The sequence below is a fragment of the Roseibium sp. MMSF_3412 genome (assembly GCF_030733265.1).
Lineage (GTDB): Bacteria > Pseudomonadota > Alphaproteobacteria > Rhizobiales > Stappiaceae > Roseibium.
In genome coordinates, this window is the sequence record NZ_JASHJI010000003.1 from 403,149 (window position 1) to 422,988 (window position 19,840).

The following is a 19,840-nucleotide window of genomic DNA, read 5'->3' on the forward strand; positions in this document are numbered from 1 at the left end:
CTGATGGTTCGGGATCAGGACCCCTCCGGCGCTTCACGCGACAGAATTGTCTTTTGTGAGCGCACCGCCCTGACCGGCTTCAGACCGGTGGCCACGCCTTCGGGAATGAACACCGGGCGCAAGACCCTTAAGCGGCTTTTCTTGCCGTCGGCCGGCAGGCTCTGGAAGACGACTTTCTCCGCCTCCACGACAAGTACGCCCCCAAAGACAGGCCAGATCCGCCTGCCGATCCCTTCCCAGGTGCGCGCGGCACGCAGGATCGTTCGCGCCTTTGACGGCGGCATGAACAGCGCTTCCTTGTCGTCGACGACATTGAACTCGCAGCTCTTGAGCAGGTCCTTCAGCTGTCCGCTTGAATACGGGCGGCCATATCCGAAGGGCGACAATTCGGATTGCGCCCAAAGCCCGCGCCGGTTCGGCACGACGGCAATCAGCCGGCCGCCGGGACTGAGCAGACGCCACGCCTCCTTCAGAACGGCCTCCGGCTCCGAGCAATGATCGAGGGCGTGGACCAGCATGATCCGGTCGAACGAAATATCCGGAAATGGCAGGCTGGCATCCTCGACGAGCGTACAGGCGCTGTCGCGTTCGCGCGGCCAGGGCACCGCGCCCTGCGGGGCCGGCATCGCCGCGATGGCGCGTTCGGCTGAGTCGAGATACGGACGCATGAACGGACCGGCATAGCCCAGTCCCAGCAGCCGCTGACCGTCAAGTTCCGGCCACATGTCCCGGATCGGCGCTCCGATCAGGCTGCGCAGCAGACGCCCGAGCGGGAGATCGTAGAAAGCGCGCAAGTGAACGACGTCGAGATACATTGGGGTTCGAACTGGCTCGGGTACGGACTCAAAAATGAGGCCGAAACGGTTTCAGGCGGTTAACGTGCCGGCACGGACCGAAAGCGGTCGCTTCCCGTCTTGCCCTCCAGCTTCCTGTTTGCCACTGTGGCAAACAACAAGTCAATCACTTCGGAAGCCTTCGACATGACCTTGAGCGACACAACCGAGATTCACCAGTTTCCCTGCCTCGACGACAATTTCGGCGTGCTGGTTCATGACAGCGAAAGCGGCACGACCATTGCCATCGATGTTCCGGAGGCGATGACATACGAAAAAGCGCTGGCGGAAAAAGGCTGGGATCTGACCCATATCCTGATCACCCATCATCATTGGGACCACGTTCAGGGCCTCGGTGAGCTCAAGCAGAAGACCGGTGCAACCGTTTACGGGCCGGCACGCTCCCGGCAGAAGATTGCGCAGCTCGACCGGACCGTCGAAGATGCGGACCACATCAGATGCGGCCCCTACGAGATCAAGGCAATCGCAACACCGGGGCACACGCTCGATCAGATTTCCTGGTACATCCCGGATATAAAGGCGGCGCACACGGGGGACACGCTGTTTTCGCTTGGCTGCGGCCGGGTTTTCGAAGGCGACAAGGAAATGATGTGGTCGTCCCTCGAAAAACTCATACGCGAGCTTCCAGACGAGACCAGCATCTATTGCGGACACGAATACACCGAGGCCAACGCAAAGTTCGCGCTGACCATCGAGCCCGGAAACAAAGACCTGCAGGCCCGTGCCGAAGAAGTCGCCCAAATCCGCGCGAGCGGTGATCCGACCCTGCCGACAACAATGGGTCGCGAAAAGGCGACGAACCCGTTTCTGCGGGCGGCGGAAGCCTCCGTTGCCGAGGCACTTGGCATGAGTGGCAAATCCGCAGCGGAAGTTTTTACCGAAATCAGAACACGAAAAGACAACGCCTGACGCCGTTTCTTTGCCGAACGTTCAATCGGCAAAAATACGAGGCTCATTTCTTCAACAAAAGCCTTAAATCGCCGGTTTCTGTCCCCATATGCACCCAATCGTGATCATGTCGGGGCAGAAACCATGACACCAGCAAATGTCGAAACGTCCACCACTCGCACTGCCGAACAGCGCGCCCAGGACGTCGTGCACCGTATCCTGAGCCAGGCCGAGGCGATCCCCATGCACCATGGCGGCGGCCACAAGCTGGATATGCAGATACTCTATGAGGAAGTCGTCGCCGCCTTGCGCGAAACCATTGACGATCTCGCCTATTGCACGGACACAAACCCTTCATGAAGCGCGTTTGACCGTTTTCGATCCTGAACGCTACACTCGTTGAACATGCAGGACATAGCCGACATGACAGCTGACGAGGTCGTCAGCCTCCTGAAAATGCAGCCCCATCCCGAGGGCGGCTACTATGTCGAAACGTTTCGTGACGAGGTCACGGACGAAAACGGCCGGGCTGCCTCGACGCTCATCTATTTTCTCTTGCCCGACGGCATTGTATCGCGCTGGCACAAGGTTGACGCTGTCGAAACCTGGCACTGGTACGGTGGCGCACCGCTGGAACTTTCCATCAGCACCGACGGAGTGCAGAGACAGGATCTCAGGCTGGGCAACAACCTTGCCGCCGGCGAGCGGCCGCAGGGCATCGTGCCGCGCGATGGCTGGCAACAGGCACGCTCGCTCGGTGCCTGGACACTCGTCGGCTGCACGGTCGCACCCGGTTTTCAGTTTGAAGGCTTCGAAATGGCACCGGACGGCTGGGAACCGACGGCTCAATGAACTGGTTGCTGCGTCTTAGCTCTGCACTTGAAACAACATCCAGATGGCCATCGTTTTTGCGAGTGACCGCCGGCTATCTGTTTAGCGTGCTGATGTCGTGCAGCCTCATTCTGGCGGGTTGCGTTGCTTTTTTAAACGTTCGCTCAATTGACGGCATTATTCATTTATACTTTTACGCATTCACACAGGTATTCCTTTATTCAATTCCGGTTTTTGTAATTTGCTTCATTTCATCGGAATACTATAAAATTCGAAATATTAGTTTCTTCTTCTTCTTTGGTGCCGCGAATGGGATTCTGATGAGTTATTTGTTGTTCCAAAGAGCGCGCCACGTTTTTGAAACGCCATACAACTCCAGTGATTTTCTGTTTTCTATACTGCCCGTTGTCGGTTGCATTTTCGGGCTTTTGTCTGCAAGCGTATACTGGTTGGTTTCGGGCCGATTTGCAGGCTCTACCCGGGACGGAGAATTACCCGACCCGCTCGACCGGAAGATTTATTGATCGGTTCAATTCAATTTTGAATACCGAGCAGCCCGCACCATCGTTGGCAGTGTTTGCAATCGGTCAACAGGGTCCGCGACGGTGGCTTTTGCGGCCACCGCCGTCATTCGAATCAGACACCCTGTCAGGCAGCCGCCCTTGCCCGTTCGATCGCCTTACCAAGGTCTTCTGCGGGCGTCGCTGTCAGGATGCTCGGCTGATGCCGTGTCGTGAGAACCTTTTCAATCCCGACAAGTCCGAACCACCAGTTCATGTAGGCCGAGTGAAAATCCTCACCGTATTTCTTGTCGGCCCCGGGCGCGAAAACGCCTGAACTGTAGAACACATGCGCGGTCTTGTTCTCCAGAAGACCGAAATATCCGCGCTCCGGCTCGAAACCGAACAGAAGCCCCGGCTGCGTGATCACGTCGATATAGTGTTTCAGCTTGTAGGGAATCCCGCCGTTCCACATGGGAATGTTGAAGACGTATTCGTCGGCGGCAATGAACCTCTGGGTAACATCCACCACCTGATCCCAGGCGCTTTTCCCGGCCGCATCCATCTCGCCGACACCGAAGAAGGACAGTTTCGCGGCATTCTTGTCGCCGTCGAACTCGGGCAGTTCTTCCTCCCAAAGAGACAAGGTGTCGACTTCAAGGGCGGCTTCCCGTTGGCTCCGCGTGTCGAGATAGGCGTTTGCCAGTTGAGCCGATTGCGAATTCGGCCCACGCGGCGACGCGTTGATGTGCAGGATCCTGGTCATTGAAAAACTCCTGATTTTCAAGAAAAACAACTTGCAACCTTCTAAATACATATTTGACGGTTACATACAAGTTGAGCAACCTGCAAAATAGCCGTTTGGCGGTTTCAAAACCCCGTGAACACGAAAAGGAAATCGATTGACTGACCCTGCAAACCCGCCGCCGATCCTGATTGCCGATCATCCGGCACTCGATTTCCTGAACACGGTTGGTGCGCCGCATGGGACCGATATCGAATGGATCGGCGACGGTCGCTCGTTGATCGATTGGATGGTCGCGGCAGGTATTTTGAGCGAGAGCCAGGCAGTGACCGCCACAACCAAGCTGTCTGCGCAAGACCTGAACGACGCTGCCCGGCAGGCCCGGGAGCTTCGCGAGTGGTTCCGGGCGCTCGTCATCAGGCAGGACGGCGGCCCCGGCTGGCAGCTCACTGCTGAAGACCGCGAGATGGTCAATACCTTGATGTCGGCAGGGACTTATCGCTTGCGGCTGCTGCCGGGCGACACCGGGAGTGACGGTCTTCGGCTTTCAGGCGGTTATGAAATCGAAACGGCAGAAGACATTCTCGCACCGATCGCAGAGCAGGTTTCCAGGCTGTTGGCGGACACGGAGTGCCGGCTGACCCGGAATTGCGCAGGTCCCAACTGCACATTCTGGTTCACGGACATCACGAAAAACAAGAAGCGCCGCTGGTGCGACATGAAGCTGTGCGGCAATCGCGCCAAGACGGCCGCCTTCAGGGAACGAAAAAAGAAAGGCTGAGACCGGCTGAACCGTCAGGCCAACCCGGCAATCGCGCTGGCAAAGTCCCTGGCCGAAAACGGTTCCAGATCCTCCACACCCTCGCCGACACCGATAAAATGCACCGGCAGGCCATGCTTGGCGGCGATCGCCACCAGGATGCCGCCGCGCGCCGTGCCGTCGAGTTTGGTCATGACCAGCCCCGTCACACCGGAGACCTTGCCGAAGATCTCGACCTGGTTGAGCGCGTTCTGGCCTGTCGTTGCGTCGAGCGTCAGAAGAACGGTGTGCGGGGCTTCGGGATCGTGCTTCTTGATGACCCGGATGACTTTTTCAAGCTCGTCCATCAACTCGGCCTTGTTCTGAAGCCTTCCTGCCGTGTCGATCAGGAGAACATCGACCTGCTTTTCCTGCGCTTCCTTCATGGCGTCAAAGGCAAGCCCGGCGGCATCCGCGCCCGTATCCCGGGCGATCACCTCTGCACCGGTCCGTTCACCCCAGATCTTGAGCTGTTCGACAGCCGCCGCCCGGAACGTATCCCCGGCGGCGAGCATGACGGTCTTGCCTTCGGCGCGCAGCTTGCGGGAGAGCTTGCCGATGGTCGTCGTCTTGCCCGTACCATTGACGCCGACCATCAGAACCACGTGCGGCTTCCTGCCGGTATCGAGATCAAGCGGCCGCGCAACCGGCTCCAGCACTTTCTCGACTTCTTCGGCAAGGATTTCCCGAACCTCTTCCGGCGAAATTTCCTTGTTGTAACGTCCGTCCGACAAACGCTCCGTGATCGCCATCGCCGTGTCGACGCCAAGATCCGCCTGGATCAGGATATCTTCCAGCTCCTCCAGCATGGAGGCATCCAGCTTGCGCTTGGTGAAGATCGACGTGATGCCTTCAGTCAGCGATGCAGACGATCGGGAGAGCCCCTTTTTCAGCCGCTGAAACCAGGACTGCTTCGGCTCTTCCAGGGCTGGTTCCGGCACCGGCGCTGGCATTTGCACCGGCTCCGGTTCCGTGACATCTGGCGTTTCAGTCGTATCTTCCGGCTCATCGCCAAGGTCCGTGGAAAGGATCTCTTCCGGTCCGGCGTAAACCTGCGTTGGCGGCATGTCCGTGATCAATTGCGGCTCGGCCCCGATACCGAACGGCTCGGAGGGCGTGGCCATGGCCGCGACCGGTTCGACATCCATTTCAACGGACGCCGTCACATCGGCGGTGTCTTCATCTTTCCGCTCGTCGGACTCTTCCGGAGCTGAGGGTGTCTCGGCGGCGATATCCGGTTGCTCGTCCGGTTTATCCTTGCCGCCGAAGAGCCGGCCCAGAAATCCGCGTTTTTTCTCGCTCATGAATTTGCCCTAAACTCGTCCGTCGCGCTGGCTGGCGACCGGACTGACAGCTGTCCTGATGTGAACCCGGACGCATTCTGCAGATCACGCGGCCTTCGAAAGCGCTTCGCCGAGCAGATGCCGTCCGGTATGACCGATAATTCGGGTTTCAACTATATCTCCGGCCTGCCCGCCTGCGAGTTCCACCTGTGTGAACTGCTCTGTGCGGCCAAGGCCTTCCTTTTCGATCAGCACGGGACGCACCTTGCCGACTTCGCTTGCAAGATGACGCACCAGAACGTCTTCGCCCTTGGCACGCAGACGCGCACCGCGCTCCTTGACAATGCTGCGATCCAGCTGCGGCATCCGCGCAGCCGGTGTGCCCGGCCTTGGCGAGAACGGAAACACGTGAAGATGGGTGAGCCCGCACTCATCGACGATGCGCAGCGAGTTCTGGAACATTTCTTCCGTCTCTGTCGGGAACCCGGCAATGATGTCGGCGCCGAAAACCACGTCGGGCCGCATCCGCCTGACGTCTTCGCAAAACCGGATCGTGTCGTCTCGAAGGTGTCTGCGCTTCATCCGTTTCAGGATAAGGTCGTCGCCGGCCTGTAGCGACAGGTGGAAATGCGGCATCAGCCGTTCGTCTTCGGCAATCACGGCCATCAGGTCTTCGTCCGCCTCGATGGAATCGATGGAGGACAGGCGCAGGCGCTTCAGCTCGGGCACCATCTTCAGGATCTTGGCTGTCAGCGTTCCAAGTTTCGGCGTACCCGGCAGGTCCGCGCCGTAAGAGGTGATGTCGACGCCGGTCAGGACAATTTCATTGTAGCCGTTGCCCACGAGCCGTTTGATCTGATCGATGACCACGCCCATCGGCACCGAACGGGAATTTCCGCGGCCATAGGGAATGATGCAGAAAGTGCAGCGGTGATCGCAGCCGTTCTGGACCTGGACGAAAGCGCGGGCGCGTCCGGTGAGCCCGTCAATCAGGTGGCCGGCCGTTTCCTCGACACTCATGATGTCGTTGACGCGAACCTTTTCACTTTCCGAAATGCCGAAGGCGACCACATCCTGGTAGGATTTGCGCTCAAGCTTTTCCGTGTTCCCGAGCACCAGGTCGACCTCTGCCATGGCGGAAAAGGTTTCGGTTTCCGTTTGCGCGGCGCAACCGGTCACGATCACGCGCGCATCGGGATTGTCGCGTTTGGCCTTGCGAACGGCCTGGCGCGCCTGGCGCACGGCTTCATTGGTCACGGCGCAGGTGTTGATCAGGATCGCGTCCTTGAGCCCGGCCGCTTCCGCTTCGCGCTTCATGACTTCCGACTCGTAGGAATTGAGCCGGCAGCCGAATGTCACCACGTCAACGCTCATGAGGCTTCTCCGGCCTCGACAACATCCCCGGATCCCGTCTTGCGCCACTGCAGCGTGTCCAGATCGACTTCGCCTTCGAATTCGACTTCCGTCAATCCGGTCATCAGCACGTGATTGTCGCTTTCGCGCCACTCGATACCGATCGGACCGCCCGGCAGGTGTACGGTCGTTTTGCGGCCCGTCTTGCTGTCACGCGCCGCCGCGACGCCAACCGCGCAGGCAGCCGTGCCGCAGGCCAGCGTCAGGCCGACACCGCGCTCCCAGACCTTCAGCCGGATCTGGTCCTCGCCGAACACATGCGCGAGCGATATGTTGGCGCCTTCGGGGAAAATCGGATGATGTTCGAGCAAGGGGCCAAACCGCTCCAGCTCATATCCCTCGACATCATCGACCCAGAAAATCGCATGGGGATTGCCCATGTTGACGGCAGCCGGCGTGTGCAGGACAGGGTCGTCGATCGGGCCGATCTGCAACTCGATGGCACGCGTATCCGCAAACTCTTCGGCCAGCGGGATCTCTTCCCAGCCGAGCCGGGGAGCGCCCATGTCGACCGTCACATTGCGCGGTCCCGGGCTGTCGAAGGCGTGCAGAAGCCCGGCACTCGTCTCGATGGTCACGAGGTCCTTGCCGACCTCTTCCATCAAAAGGCGCCCGATGCACCGGGTCGCGTTGCCGCAGGCCGAGACTTCACCGCCATTCTGGTTGTGAATGCGCATGAAGGCATCAACCCCGAGCGGTGACCGCTCAACGGTGATCATCTGGTCGAATCCGATGCCGTGTTCCCGGTCGCCCAGCTTGGCAATGACGTCACCGGACAACCGCAACGGCTGCTCGCGCGCATCCCAGACAACGAAATCGTTGCCTAGTCCATTCATCTTCAAAAAGGGCCTGGTTTCAGACGCCATACCGGGTGCACTTCATTCACGTTGTTGAAAAACCGATCGGCTTTTTGCGATCCGGCGCCTTATATGGCGGAAAACGCGGGAAATTACCAGTGGGTGACCGTTTCAGACCTGCCATGCATCCTGCGCCGGAGTCCCGGGGTCGTGGCCATACGCTAAAGTTGCGCTGCCTTGAACGTGTCGCAGGCATCGATCGCCCCGGCATCAAACCCTTTCCTGAACCATCTGGCCCTTTGTTCGGAGGTGCCGTGATTGAAACTTTCCGGAACGACATAACCTTGCGCCTCGAGCTGAAGCGTGTCGTCGCCGATCCGGCTGGCCGCATTGAGCGCTTCTTCTATATCGCCGGCCTCGACAAACCCCTGCTGCCGGGCGGCATAATGAGCCCAGATACCGGCAAAGCAGTCCGCCTGCAATTCCACCCGCACCGACAGGGCATTGGCTTCCGTCTTGCTCAGGGTGCGGCGGATCTTGTGAAACTCCGGCAAGATCCCGAGAACGTTCTGGATGTGATGCCCGACCTCGTGCGCCAGAACATAGGCCTGTGCGAAGTCGCCGGGCGCATTGAGCTGATCGGCAAGCTGCCGGTAGAAGGACAGATCGATGTAAAGCTTGTCGTCCGCCCCGCAATAAAACGGACCTGTCGCGGCACTGGCATAGCCGCATGCGGACGAAACGGACCCTGTAAACAGAACCAGCGTCGGCTCCGGATAGTCGCCACCAAGTTCGGAAAAAATGCTGCTCCATGTATCTTCCGTGTCGGCGAGAATGACGGAAACGAACTCGGCCGTCTCATCGTTGGCCGCCGGTTGCGGCGCTTGCGACTGGATATCGGGCACATAAGATCCGCCGTCATCGAGCTGGCTGAGCACGGTCAGGGGATTGATACCCATCAGCCACGCGACACCGACCACGATGACAAGTCCGGTCAGCCCGATTCCGCCGCCGGTGCGCGCGCGCCGGCTGCCGGGGACACGAAGACGCCGGCGGTGGCTCCTGCCCCGCCTGTCATCGATATTGCTGCTGCCGCGGCGGCCTTTCCAGCGCATGACCCCGTTTCCATTCCGTTGCCCCTGCGTCATCAATATCAGACGGCACGGTTAAACGGTATGTCAAAAGCGCCGGCACCTAAGGCCTGATTTCCATCCGCGAGCCGGGTGCCACATTTTCCAGCAACAGGCGCATATGCTTCGGCGAAACAGCAACACAGCCTTCCGTCGGCGCATAGGTTTCGCGCGCAATGTGAAAGAAGATGGCGCTGCCGCGTCCCTTGACGGCCGGAAACATGTTGCAGTCAAGCACCACGACGACATCGTAAAGCCGGTCATCCCGCCACATTTTTTCGTGACTTGCAGGGAAGGGGCATTTGACCGGGCGATTGTACAGACGATGCCCGGGGTCATCGCACCAGCCGGCATCCGGCGTAAGCGGTTCAAGCGGCAGGACCGTCCTTGGCGGTCGCCCCTTGTCCGGGCGGTAAAAGACATGAAGGAGCTCAAACGAACCCAACGGTGTTGCCCCGTCGCCTTCTTTCTTCCGGGCGATCACGCCCGATCTCCCCAGAGCACACGGAACCGTGATCGAACCAAGCCGGATAATTCCTTTGGTCCGGTCGCGCGGCAGGGGTCTTACGTCCAGTGTTTCCGCCGGTTTGCCCGAATTAAGCATGATTTGGGTTCCCGCCCTGCCATTGCCGATTGAAGACATTGATAAACCAGACCTAAACCCCGCGTGAAGAAGAATTGACGAATGCCTGCTTGTGCGGCGAGTATTTCCCACGCACATAGAGGCAGGAACACGCATGTGACGTATGCACAAGTTGGCGTGATCAATTGAAGACACTTGGCGAGGACCGCACCCATGACCGCCCGCACGATCTTGATTGTCGATGATGATACCGAACTGCGCGAAGCGCTCGTCGAACAGCTTTCCCTCTACGACGAGTTCGAAACCATCCAGGCGGATTCGGCGACATCCGGCATCGGTCTTGCCAAGGACGAACATGTCGATCTTCTTCTCATGGATGTCGGCCTTCCGGATATTGATGGAAGGGAAGCCGTCAAGCTCCTGCGCAAGAACGGATTCAAGGCGCCCATTATCATGCTGACCGGTCATGACGGTGACAGCGACACCATTCTGGGTCTGGAAGCCGGCGCGAACGACTACGTCACCAAGCCATTCAAGTTTGCGGTTCTGCTGGCGCGTGTCCGCGCCCATCTGCGTCAGCACGAGCAGAGCGAGGACGCAACCTTCGCAATCGGCCGTTACTCCTTCCGTCCCGCAGCCAAGGTGATGCAGGACGACGCCGGCAGCAAGGTCAGGCTGACGGAAAAGGAAACCTCCATATTGAAGTTTCTCTACCGCGCCGGAGAAAAACCGGTCACACGAGATGTCCTCCTTCATGAAGTGTGGGGCTACAATTCAGGTGTCACGACACACACGCTGGAAACGCACATTTACCGCCTCAGGCAGAAAATCGAGCGCGATCCGTCCAATGCCGAACTTCTGGTGACAGAAGCCGGTGGATATAAGCTTGTGCCCTGACCGCTATTCAGCGTAAATCTTGGGCATGAGCCTTGCCCAAGACATTGCGATTCTCAGACAAATACCGATGCTCTCGGATTTCCAGGACGACCAGCTGCGGCTGCTCGCCTTCAGCGCCGAGAGCATGGACTATCATGACGGACAGCGCCTCTTCGAAGAAAATGAGCGCGCTGACGGCGGTCTTGTCATTACGAACGGAACCGTTGTCCTTCTGAAGAAGAACGAGGACAGTTTTGAGGAAGTCGACCGCGTTGGCGCAGGCACGCTTATTGGTCAGACAGCGCTCCTGACCGAGAGCAGGCGGCCCTGCCGTGCCGACGCCGTTGGCAAGGTCAGCATCATCCGGATACGCCGCGCGCTCTTCAAGCGCATGATCCAGGAATACCCCGAGCTTGCCCGCCGGCTGTTCGAACAGCATTCGCTGAAATACCGCACCACGATTGCGGCCTTGCGGCCGATCGGTGAAAAGATGGCGGAGCTGGAACAGCTTAACGCCGAACGGCGTCTTCAGGATGATGCCAAGGGCGAGTAACCTTGCCGGCTTTTGAACGGGCTTCGCGCGTTCAGGCGTCCCGCCACGTTGCCAAAGTTTAAGGTTCCCGCCGGTTCGCTGCCACAATTCGTTCCCACCTCCCGTTCAACCGCTCCTCACGGAGCGTCCCTGAACCGAGAGGAGATGAATGACATGATGAAGACCCTGCTTCCCGCCGCCGTCCTGGCAGGTGCGCTGACCGCTGCACCGGTGGCTTTTGCCGCAAACACCGACACCACTGCGATGGAAGGCACATACCTTCTGGTGCAACCGAATGAAAGCCAGCGGCTGCTCGCGCTCAATCCCGGCGGCTCCGTCAGTCTCGTCAGCCAGGGCCAGCAGGTCCGCGGCTACACGTCCGGTCTCGGAACCTGGGAAATGACAGGCCCAGACAGCGCCCGCGCGGCGATTATCGACTTCAACGACCCGGCCCGCGAAAGCGACAGCAACGGTGCTTCCAAGATCGTTTACGACTTGAATTTTTCCGGAGAGAACAACGGCCGTTTTGCAAGCGTGACCGGCAGCTTCACCGGCAAGGCCTTTGCCAAGGGACAAAACCCGCTGGCGGACGATGCCAAGCCCAGCCGCAGATTTGCCAACCAGTTCGATGGCACGCGCTTGACCGTGAACCAGGGCGTTTTCTGATCCATCCGGCCGGCAGCTCCATTCAGCCATGCGTTTCTGCACTTGCGCGATGGCGGAGCTGCCGGAGACTGGACAAATCCCCTGTCTCCTGCAATCAGGAACGGGAGCCCGCCGTCTTTTTGAGCGGGGACATTTCATGGGAGGACCGGCGACATGAGCGAGACAAAGGCCAGCACACTGGGAGACCGGGTTGAACGGTTCAAGCTGCTGAACGCGAAAATGGCCGAACAGGTCACGCGTACCACAAGCTATCGCTGCCTGAAGCCATACCCCCATGCAGGTAAAAACAGGGTCCGGCGCATTGTCCTGATGGGAATGGGCTGCTCAGCGGTTGTCGGAGACCTTTTGCGGCTCTTCCTGTTCTCCGAACACAATCAGGTCGACGCCCGTGTGATCAATGACTATCGCCTGGACTGGTACTTCAACGACGAGGCCGTCGCGGACCCGCACACCGTGTTCGTCCTTTGCTCCTACAGCGGTTCATCCCAGGAGCCCCTGATCGCCTACGATTATCTTGCCGCGCGAACGAACAACATCGTGGTCTGGTCGTCGGGCAAGGGCGGCGACGAGCTTGAGGCGCGCGCGCTTGCCGACGGCCACGCTGCATTTCAGTGGCAACTGAACGAGGAGGACCCTGAATATCCCTTGTTCAGCGCTGTGGAGTTCTTTGCCAGCGCGACCGCAATCTGCCGGGAACTGGGTATTCTGTCCGGTTCGAGCCAGGCTGTCCTTGAACGGGCAGGTACTTTCCTGACCGCTCACCAAACCCCCGCGGCAGCCGAAGCTCTGGCCGAACGCCTTGTCGGCCGGGACCTGCTGGTGCTTTCAAATCCGGTCTGGGATGAATCGGTCGTCAAGCTGATCCGGATGTATTTCAACGAGATCGCGATGGCCAACATTGCAACCAATCTCATCCATGAATTCACGCACAGCCAGATCGCAGCCGTCGGACCGACCGCTCGCCCGCTCGCGATCCTGATCCTGCGCACGCCTTCGGGCAATCCGTTCGAGGAAGACCGGGTGAAAGCTACGAAGGCTTTGCTGGCAACATGCCCGTCTGCAGCCAATGTCGACATACACGAATTCCACGCACCCGAAGGCCCGCTCCTTGATACCACGCTGCATACGCTGCACTTCTTCGCGACGGTTGCCGCGCATCTGGCCGAGATCGACGAAAAGCCCTCCTTTGAACTGATATCAAACGCCTCCGGCAATCCCTGGTACAATCAGGGCTCGATCAGGGACCGGGGAGACCGGACCCGTCTTGACGGAGATGAATAGCCGCGCGGACGACTGGGGCGAACACATCCCGTCCGGGCAGGCTATCGGGCCGGGACTGCGTGTCCTGCTGCTTGCCAGTGATGTGCCGCTGTTCGCGTGTGTCGCCGCCATCGAGGATATCAACGCGAGCCGTCCCGGATCCGTTGCGCTGGCTGGTATTGCGACGGATGCGATTACCGACCCGCATGCGCGTATCAGCGCCGGCAAGCGTCTTTGGCAGCATTATACGCCCGCGCAATGCAGGCTTTCTTACGAGCGTACCCGCTCATTTTGCACGGAACGGGGGATCGAGTTCTTTTCCGGCTCCGTTCATGCCGCGCCCTTTCAACGCTGGAGGGAAGCCTGCAACCCGGACATCGTGCTTTCCGCCTTCTATGGCCAGCTCGTCCCCGAAGAGGTCCTGCGCGCACCGGAACTCGGTGCGTACAATGTGCACCCGTCGGACACGCAACACGGAATTCGTGGCCCCCGGCCCTTTCTGGACACGATCGAAGCGGGCCTGAAACAGGCAAACGGGCATCTTGGCAAGGTCGTCGTGCATGAACTGGATACCGGTTTCGACGAGGGCCGTGTCGTTATCGAAACACCCGGCCTGCCATTTCATGACCGCGATGGTGTGCTGCCGGCAAATCCGCTTCACATCGGCTTCAAGTTCTGTCTTTACGCCTATCCTGTTCTGGTTGAGGCGCTTCTGCTCACGCTGTTGGAAAAGGGCCGTGATTTTCCGCCGTTCCAGATCAGTTATTCGGCAAAAATCCAGTCAGAGCTCGAAACCTATCGCTATAGCACCCACATCGGATTTTCATCGGCAGACGACCTGATCCGGCGCATGCGCGGTTGCATGCAAAACAACAATCCCGCACCGTTCCGGTAAAGCTCGTCGCGCATGCTGCGCAACGTGCGTTGTCTGCGGTTTCAGGTCACTCAAGAGAACCGGCTCCTCATGCCACCCCGTCTCTTCCGGCTACCGGTGCCAGAAGATCCCTTGCGTTTCGTCCAGTCTTTTTCTCAAGTCTTCGGAACCCATGGGTTTTCCGAAATGAAAGCCCTGCAGATAATCGCACCCCATGTCGCTTGCGAAGTGCGCATGTGTTTCCGTTTCCACACCCTCGGCGACGATACTGATACCAAGGCTTTTACCGATACCGATGATTGATGCAGCCAGCGCACGCGCGGTTTCGTCCTCCACGATCGGTTGGATGAACTTGCGGTCAACCTTCAGCAAATCCGGCCTGATTTGCAGCAGCCCCTGAACGGATGCGTGCCCCGTTCCGAAATCGTCGAGCGCGATTGTGACGCCCAGCTCCCTGAGTTCGTCAACTGTCCATTGAACAGCATCGCCGATTTGTTCCAGATAGACGGACTCAAGTATTTCAACCGTCAGTCTTTCCGGATCAATGCCCGAACTCTTGATGTCGTGAATGAATGCCGGATCCACGAGCCGCCCGGCGGAGATGTTGATCGAAACGCGCGGCAGACCGACATCAGTGCCGTCAAATGAGGTCAGGATGTCGGGGAGCGCTGCAAAAGTGATTTCGTCAATCCTCTTCAAGAGCCCCGCGCTCGCTGCCGTATCCAGAAAGGCGGAAGGTGGCAGAAGACCCTGTGCCGGGTGCAGCCATCTGACGAGAACCTCGGCAGCCGCGAACCTGCCGGTGCCGGCATCGATGACGGGCTGGAAGTAGGGAACGAACTCGCCATTTTCACAGGCGGAGAGAAGATCTGACACCAGCTGCCTTGTCGCTGTCGCTTCAGCTTGCATGTCCGCCGTAAAGAAGGACCAGCGTCCCCTGCCCTGTGACTTTGCACGGCCGAGCGCGCTGTCTGCATCCGCGACAACCTGTTCCGGCACATCCATCCCAGTGTCCGCGATAGCAACGCCTACGCAGGCGCTGCAATAGACCGTTTTCCCTTCGAAAGCGAACGGTGCCTGCAATTCCTGAACGATCGCGTCAGCCAGACCGCTTAGCTGCAGGGCGCTGTCACCAAGCGGCCTGAGAACGATAAACTCGTCTCCTCCGAGACGCGCAACGAAATCACTCTGGTTGGTCAATCGGCGCAACGTCTCGGCAACGGAAATCAACAAGCGGTCGCCAGCATCGTGACCCAGCGTGTCGTTCACCGATTTGAAGCGGTCGAGGTCGACATGGAAGACGGCAAAATCCGGGCCGCCCTGTCGAAGTTTCGCTATCCAGGACTTCAACTCGACCTCGAAGTGGCGCCGATTGGAAAGGCGCGTCAGCGGATCTTCATGCATCTCGGTCGCCACGATCTTGGAAAGTTCGTGCAAGCGGGAATTCTCTTTCTCGAGCCGCTGAATTCTAGAATCGTAGTCTGCAAAGCGCGCCTGGTCCGAGATCGCCGCCGGAAACGGAGTGCGCTTGACAGGTTCACGGGGCGGTTCTTCCAGTTCAACAAGCGAGTACAACCACCATCGATCGCCGGTTTCGGCATCGGACAACGGCGTCCAGCTCATTTTTTGCCAGAATTGTTCCCCGTTTTTTCGGTTGTTGAGAACCTTGAATGAGAAATGCTCCCAGTTGAAAAGCTTCTCTATGATGATCAGGTGATTACCCTGTTCCAGGCTTGGCCCGACCAATAGGCTTCCCCGCTGACCGAGAATGTCGTCGTAAGCGTAGCCCGTAATGCTCGTGAACGCCTTGTTGCACCACCGGAAGTCCATGGTGGCCCCGTCATTGTCACAAGCCAGCGCAAGTGCCAGCCCTTCGGTGCACTTTTCGGTGACTTGGTCAAATATCCGTGCGGGTACCACGTATATGCCTCAAACGATTACACAGACAATGGAACGCCAAGAACTCAGACAGGTGCCAATCCACCGCAATTGCCGAAGAACACCTTCAGCGCAAGTATATAATAAAAAAGAGCAATTCGGAACAGGTTGAGAAAATTTTCAACTATTCCATAAATTGCATAGACTTGAGATGTAGCAGGATGGCGTGCGCGTCAGCGAATGCCGGTGTGCGCTCCATGAAGGACAGAATGTTCGACTGACCCGGGACTGCGCTCAGACGGTGTTTCCAGATCGATCAGCAATTCCGATTGACGCGCCGGGACCCGGCGAGCTCGGTCCTCGGATGCCAGAATTCGCCCCGCGTTTCGACCAGTCGTGCCTGAAGGTCGTCCGCACACATGGGCTTTCCGAAATGAAAGCCCTGCAGGCAGTCGCACCCCATAGCACTTGCAAATTGTGCGTGACTTTCTGTTTCCACACCTTCAGCCACGATGCTCATGCCGAGACTTTTGCCGATGCCGATGATGGACGCGACCAGCGCGCGGGCGGTTTCATCCTGTACGATCGGCTGAATGAACTGACGGTCGATCTTCAGCACAGCCGGCTTGATTTTCAGAAGCCCCTGTACCGATGCGTGACCCGTCCCGAAATCATCAAGCGCGATCGTCACGCCCAAGGCCCTGAGTTCGCCAAGCGTCCACTGAACCACATCACCGATCCGTTCCAGATAAACCGACTCCAGTATTTCGATGGTCAGTCTCTGAGGATCCATCCCGGAGCTCTTGATGTCGTGGATGAAGGTCGGGTCCGCCAGCCGTCCGGCAGAAATGTTGATCGACAGGCGGGGAAGATCGACCCCCGCGCTGTCAAATGACGCCAGAACATCCGGGAGGGCGGCAAAGGTGATTTCGTCGATCCGCTTCAGGATACCCATGTTCGCTGCCGTCTCGAGAAAAGCGGAGGGTGGCAGCAGGCCGAGCCTGGGGTGAACCCACCTGACAAGAACTTCGGCACTCACGATCTGACCGGTTTCCGCATCGATCAGAGGCTGGAAATAGGGAACGAACTCGTGTTTCTCACACGCGATCAGGAGATCCGAAACCAGCCGTTTTGTTGCCACTGCCTCGGCGTGCATTTCCTCGGTAAAGAAGGACCAGCGCCCCTTGCCCTGGGATTTCGCGTGATAAAGCGCCATGTCCGCATCGGCGACCACCTGCTCCGGGACATCCATTTTCGACGTCGCGATCGCAACTCCCACGCTTGCGCTGCAGAAGGTCGACTTTCCCTCGAAGCTGTAGGGCGCATGCATCTCCTGAACGATCGCATCCGCCAGACCGCTTATGTTCAGGGCACTGTCGCCGAGCGGCCTGAGGACTATGAATTCATCTCCGCCGAGCCGGGCCACCAGATCCCTGTCGTTGGTCAGTCTGCGCAGCATGCTGGCGACGGAGATCAGCAACCGGTCTCCGGCATCGTGGCCCAGTGTATCGTTGACGGACTTGAAGCGATCGAGGTCGATGTAGAAGACGGCAAAATCCGGTCCACCCTGCTGCAGATCCGATATCCAGGACTTCAGCTCGACCTCGAAATGCCGTCGGTTGGAGAGGCCGGTCAGCGGATCCTCGTTCGATTCCTTGGCAACGATCTTGGCGAGTTCGTGCAGCCGCGCATTCTCTTTTTCAAGGCGTCCGATTTTTTCGACATAGTCCGCCAGCAGTCCCTGATCCGATTCGGCAACGGGAGTGGGTCTGCGCCGGGCAGTTTCACGCGGCCGGTCTTCCAGCTCCATCAGGGAACAGAGCCACCAGCGATTGCCGGTCGCCGCGTCGGACAGCGGAACCCAGCTCATTTTCTGCCAGTACTGGTCACCGTTCTTACGGTTGTTGAGCACCTTCACCGAGAAATGTTCCCAATTCATCAGTTTCTCGATGATGATCAGGTGGTCGCCCTGTTCCATGCTCGACCCGATCAGAATTGTTCCGCGCCGGCCGATGATGTCGTCGTACGTATATCCGGTGATCCGCGTGAATGCCGTATTGCACCACTGGAGTTCCATGATCGCACCGTCATCATCACAAGCCAGCGCAAGTGCCAATCCTTCGGTGCACTTGTCGGTGATCTGGTCGAATATTTGCGCGGGTATCACGTGTGGGCCTCACATCATCACACCGATAGTGCAACACCAAGAGATTAGATAAATGCTAACTCGCTCATCTTCTGAGCATCGAGCTTAATTCGAAAGAGAAACAAACGCTAATGAGGTTCTTAAATTACGATCAAGTCAATGGACGCACAAGTGAACACTTAAACCACGCAAAGTTCGCAGTTCAACAATTGAAAATCTAGTTGCAGTCAAAAAATCAAAACGCATTGCTTGCAAATGCTTGGCAAACTTTACAGGAGTTTCCACGCAGGATCCTTGAATATTACAGTCGCGCCTGAAGATCAAACCGCCGGAACAGCCGGTAGAGCAGGTCAATTTGACGCAAGCCAGCCGGGAAAAACACGTGGAATTGCGGACGGATCACGGGTTGGCCGTGTGCTAGCCTGAAAGGACCGAAGGAAAGCAGATGGGGGCACGCGTGAATTTTCTGATTGCCTATGCAACCACTGAGGGACAGACGGACAAGATCGCCAGGTACATGGCCGCGACCTTGACTGAGGAGGGTCACGAGGTCCGGTTTCACAATGTGAGCGATCTGTCCGGCGGCCTGACCGTGACCGATTACGACAAGGTGATTGTCGCCGGTTCGGTACACTCGGGAAAACACCAGCCCGATCTTGAATTGTTTGCCTTCGCAAACCGGGAGCGGCTGAATCAGGTCCCCGGCCTTCTCGTTTCCGTCAGCCTCGCTGCGGCATTCCCGGATACGCTGAACGAGGCGAGGGGTTACGTCGATACCCTTCTTGAGGCCACACACTGGAAACCGGTGCAGGTCATCCTGATTGCCGGTGCGGTGAAGCCGGGCAACTATGACTGGTTCGAGAAATCAGCCCTCCTGGAAGGTGACCTGGCCGGACATCTCAACGAGGATCTGCAGGACACGCGGGAATTCACCGACTGGGATGCCTTGAAGCAACAAGTGGCAGAGTTCACCCGTTCCTGATCGCGCGATGGCGCGGGATAGGGATCATGTCCGGGCGGCGGGGGTGAACCGGCAACCTCATCGCGCCTGTATGACACCAACAAAAAACCCTGCCTCCAGTCGCCGGAAGCAGGGTTTTTGGTTCATATCCATGGCGCGCTCGCGGCAGACAACCGTCATCTGCCTGCGATTGAACGGACCGGATCGATCACACCCAGGGGCGGCTTTCGCCCAGTTCACCTTCAAAGGTGTCGATCTGATCGGCCTTGGCCATGGTCAGGCCGATATCGTCGAGGCCGTTGATCAGGCAGTGCTTACGGAAATGGTCGATCTTGAAGGCGATATCCCCGCTCTCAAGGCCCTTGATCTCCTGGTTTTCCAGATCGATTGTCAGCGTGAAGTTTGCGCCACGTTCTGCCGCATGAAGCAGCGTCTCCAACTCGTCTTCGGAGACCTGGATCGGAAGGATCCCGTTCTTGAAGCAGTTGTTGTAGAAAATATCGGCGAAGGACGTTGAAATGACACAGCGGATGCCGAAATCCAGAAGCGCCCAGGGCGCGTGTTCGCGCGAAGACCCGCAACCGAAATTGTCACCGGCGATCAGGATCTTCGCATCGCGATAGGCCGCCTTGTTCAGAACGAAGTCGACATTTTCCGAACCGTCGTCATTGGTCCGCATTTCGTGAAAAAGCGCCGTGCCGAGACCGGTCCGCTTGATCGTTTTCAGGAACTGCTTCGGAATGATCATGTCGGTGTCGATGTTCACGATCGGCATGGGTGCCGCGACACCGGTCAGGGTTTCAAATTTTTCCATTGTTCTTTCT

General features: G+C 58.3%; 21 protein-coding genes. 11 read left to right on the forward strand and 10 right to left on the reverse strand.

What is annotated here, in order from left to right; translation table 11 throughout:
- Window positions 1–14: 14 nt before the first annotated feature.
- Entirely contained in the window at window positions 15–815 is an 801-nt protein-coding gene (locus tag RBB49_RS08150) for a class I SAM-dependent methyltransferase (protein WP_306142223.1), read from the reverse strand.
- Window positions 816–980: 165 nt separating this feature from the next.
- Between RBB49_RS08150 and gloB the strand changes: the two genes are divergently transcribed.
- The 4 genes from gloB (at window position 981) to RBB49_RS08170 (ending at window position 3,097) form a co-directional block, all read left to right on the forward strand.
- Window positions 981–1,763: a hydroxyacylglutathione hydrolase gene (gene gloB / locus RBB49_RS08155; protein ID WP_306142224.1), complete on the forward strand. Its 783-nt coding sequence runs from the start codon at window positions 981–983 to the stop codon at window positions 1,761–1,763.
- A 123-nt stretch (window positions 1,764–1,886) separates the two neighbouring features.
- The gene (locus tag RBB49_RS08160) at window positions 1,887–2,102 is read left to right on the forward strand and encodes a hypothetical protein (protein ID WP_306142225.1); all 216 of its coding nucleotides are present in this window, start codon (window positions 1,887–1,889) and stop codon (window positions 2,100–2,102) included.
- Window positions 2,103–2,165: 63 nt separating this feature from the next.
- Window positions 2,166–2,594 (forward strand): cupin domain-containing protein, encoded by a 429-nt coding sequence (locus RBB49_RS08165; RefSeq protein WP_306142226.1) that lies wholly within the window; start codon window positions 2,166–2,168, stop codon window positions 2,592–2,594.
- On the forward strand, window positions 2,591–3,097 hold the full coding sequence (locus RBB49_RS08170) for a hypothetical protein (protein WP_306142227.1): 507 nt from the start codon (window positions 2,591–2,593) through the stop codon (window positions 3,095–3,097). The genes RBB49_RS08165 and RBB49_RS08170 overlap by 4 nt, the downstream gene beginning before the upstream one ends.
- 124 nt (window positions 3,098–3,221) lie before the next feature.
- Here RBB49_RS08170 and RBB49_RS08175 read toward each other — a convergent pair whose 3' ends face one another.
- Complete coding sequence (locus RBB49_RS08175) at window positions 3,222–3,839, reverse strand: FMN-dependent NADH-azoreductase (protein WP_306142228.1); 618 nt, start codon at window positions 3,837–3,839, stop codon at window positions 3,222–3,224.
- Between the two features lie 136 nt (window positions 3,840–3,975).
- Here RBB49_RS08175 and RBB49_RS08180 point away from each other — a divergent pair, with 136 nt between their 5' ends.
- Window positions 3,976–4,599, forward strand: a complete 624-nt coding sequence (locus tag RBB49_RS08180; protein WP_306142229.1) for an ABATE domain-containing protein — start codon at window positions 3,976–3,978, stop codon at window positions 4,597–4,599.
- Window positions 4,600–4,613: 14 nt separating this feature from the next.
- Here the strand turns inward: RBB49_RS08180 and ftsY are convergent, their stop codons facing one another.
- The 5 genes from ftsY to RBB49_RS08205 form a co-directional block, all read right to left on the reverse strand.
- On the reverse strand, window positions 4,614–5,921 hold the full coding sequence (gene ftsY / locus RBB49_RS08185) for a signal recognition particle-docking protein FtsY (RefSeq protein ID WP_306142231.1): 1,308 nt from the start codon (window positions 5,919–5,921) through the stop codon (window positions 4,614–4,616).
- An 84-nt stretch (window positions 5,922–6,005) separates the two neighbouring features.
- Entirely contained in the window at window positions 6,006–7,274 is a 1,269-nt protein-coding gene (gene mtaB / locus RBB49_RS08190; RefSeq protein WP_306142232.1) for a tRNA (N(6)-L-threonylcarbamoyladenosine(37)-C(2))-methylthiotransferase MtaB, read from the reverse strand.
- The gene (gene dapF / locus RBB49_RS08195; protein ID WP_306142233.1) at window positions 7,271–8,149 is read right to left on the reverse strand and encodes a diaminopimelate epimerase; all 879 of its coding nucleotides are present in this window, start codon (window positions 8,147–8,149) and stop codon (window positions 7,271–7,273) included. The genes mtaB and dapF overlap by 4 nt, the downstream gene beginning before the upstream one ends.
- A gap of 182 nt (window positions 8,150–8,331) precedes the next feature.
- Window positions 8,332–9,225: a neutral zinc metallopeptidase gene (locus tag RBB49_RS08200; RefSeq protein WP_306142234.1), complete on the reverse strand. Its 894-nt coding sequence runs from the start codon at window positions 9,223–9,225 to the stop codon at window positions 8,332–8,334.
- 79 nt (window positions 9,226–9,304) lie between these two features.
- Window positions 9,305–9,844, reverse strand: a complete 540-nt coding sequence (locus tag RBB49_RS08205) for a L,D-transpeptidase (RefSeq protein WP_306142235.1) — start codon at window positions 9,842–9,844, stop codon at window positions 9,305–9,307.
- 192 nt (window positions 9,845–10,036) lie between these two features.
- Between RBB49_RS08205 and RBB49_RS08210 the strand changes: the two genes are divergently transcribed.
- From RBB49_RS08210 to RBB49_RS08230, 5 genes are all read left to right on the forward strand, one after another.
- Window positions 10,037–10,720, forward strand: a complete 684-nt coding sequence (locus RBB49_RS08210; RefSeq protein ID WP_299477884.1) for a response regulator transcription factor — start codon at window positions 10,037–10,039, stop codon at window positions 10,718–10,720.
- A 25-nt stretch (window positions 10,721–10,745) separates the two neighbouring features.
- The gene (locus RBB49_RS08215) at window positions 10,746–11,252 is read left to right on the forward strand and encodes a Crp/Fnr family transcriptional regulator (RefSeq protein ID WP_306142237.1); all 507 of its coding nucleotides are present in this window, start codon (window positions 10,746–10,748) and stop codon (window positions 11,250–11,252) included.
- A 153-nt stretch (window positions 11,253–11,405) separates the two neighbouring features.
- Window positions 11,406–11,897 (forward strand): hypothetical protein, encoded by a 492-nt coding sequence (locus RBB49_RS08220; protein WP_306142238.1) that lies wholly within the window; start codon window positions 11,406–11,408, stop codon window positions 11,895–11,897.
- Between the two features lie 153 nt (window positions 11,898–12,050).
- The gene (locus tag RBB49_RS08225) at window positions 12,051–13,178 is read left to right on the forward strand and encodes an SIS domain-containing protein (RefSeq protein WP_306142239.1); all 1,128 of its coding nucleotides are present in this window, start codon (window positions 12,051–12,053) and stop codon (window positions 13,176–13,178) included.
- Window positions 13,171–14,052 (forward strand): formyltransferase family protein, encoded by an 882-nt coding sequence (locus RBB49_RS08230; protein WP_306142388.1) that lies wholly within the window; start codon window positions 13,171–13,173, stop codon window positions 14,050–14,052. The genes RBB49_RS08225 and RBB49_RS08230 overlap by 8 nt, the downstream gene beginning before the upstream one ends.
- A 90-nt stretch (window positions 14,053–14,142) precedes the next feature.
- On the opposite strand, the gene RBB49_RS08235 is transcribed toward RBB49_RS08230, so the two are convergent.
- Window positions 14,143–15,861, reverse strand: a complete 1,719-nt coding sequence (locus RBB49_RS08235) for an EAL domain-containing protein (RefSeq protein WP_306142240.1) — start codon at window positions 15,859–15,861, stop codon at window positions 14,143–14,145.
- Between the two features lie 364 nt (window positions 15,862–16,225).
- A complete protein-coding gene (locus tag RBB49_RS08240) occupies window positions 16,226–18,076 on the reverse strand; it encodes an EAL domain-containing protein (RefSeq protein WP_306142241.1) in 1,851 nt (616 codons plus the stop codon).
- Between the two features lie 424 nt (window positions 18,077–18,500).
- On the opposite strand from RBB49_RS08240, the gene RBB49_RS08245 reads away from it, so the two are divergent.
- Window positions 18,501–19,037 carry a flavodoxin domain-containing protein gene (locus RBB49_RS08245; protein ID WP_306142242.1) on the forward strand — a complete coding sequence of 179 codons (537 nt, stop codon included), beginning with the start codon at window positions 18,501–18,503 and terminating at the stop codon, window positions 19,035–19,037.
- Window positions 19,038–19,224: 187 nt separating this feature from the next.
- Here the strand turns inward: RBB49_RS08245 and leuD are convergent, their stop codons facing one another.
- Window positions 19,225–19,830 (reverse strand): 3-isopropylmalate dehydratase small subunit, encoded by a 606-nt coding sequence (leuD, locus tag RBB49_RS08250; RefSeq protein WP_306142243.1) that lies wholly within the window; start codon window positions 19,828–19,830, stop codon window positions 19,225–19,227.
- Between the last annotated feature and the right edge of the window lie 10 nt (window positions 19,831–19,840).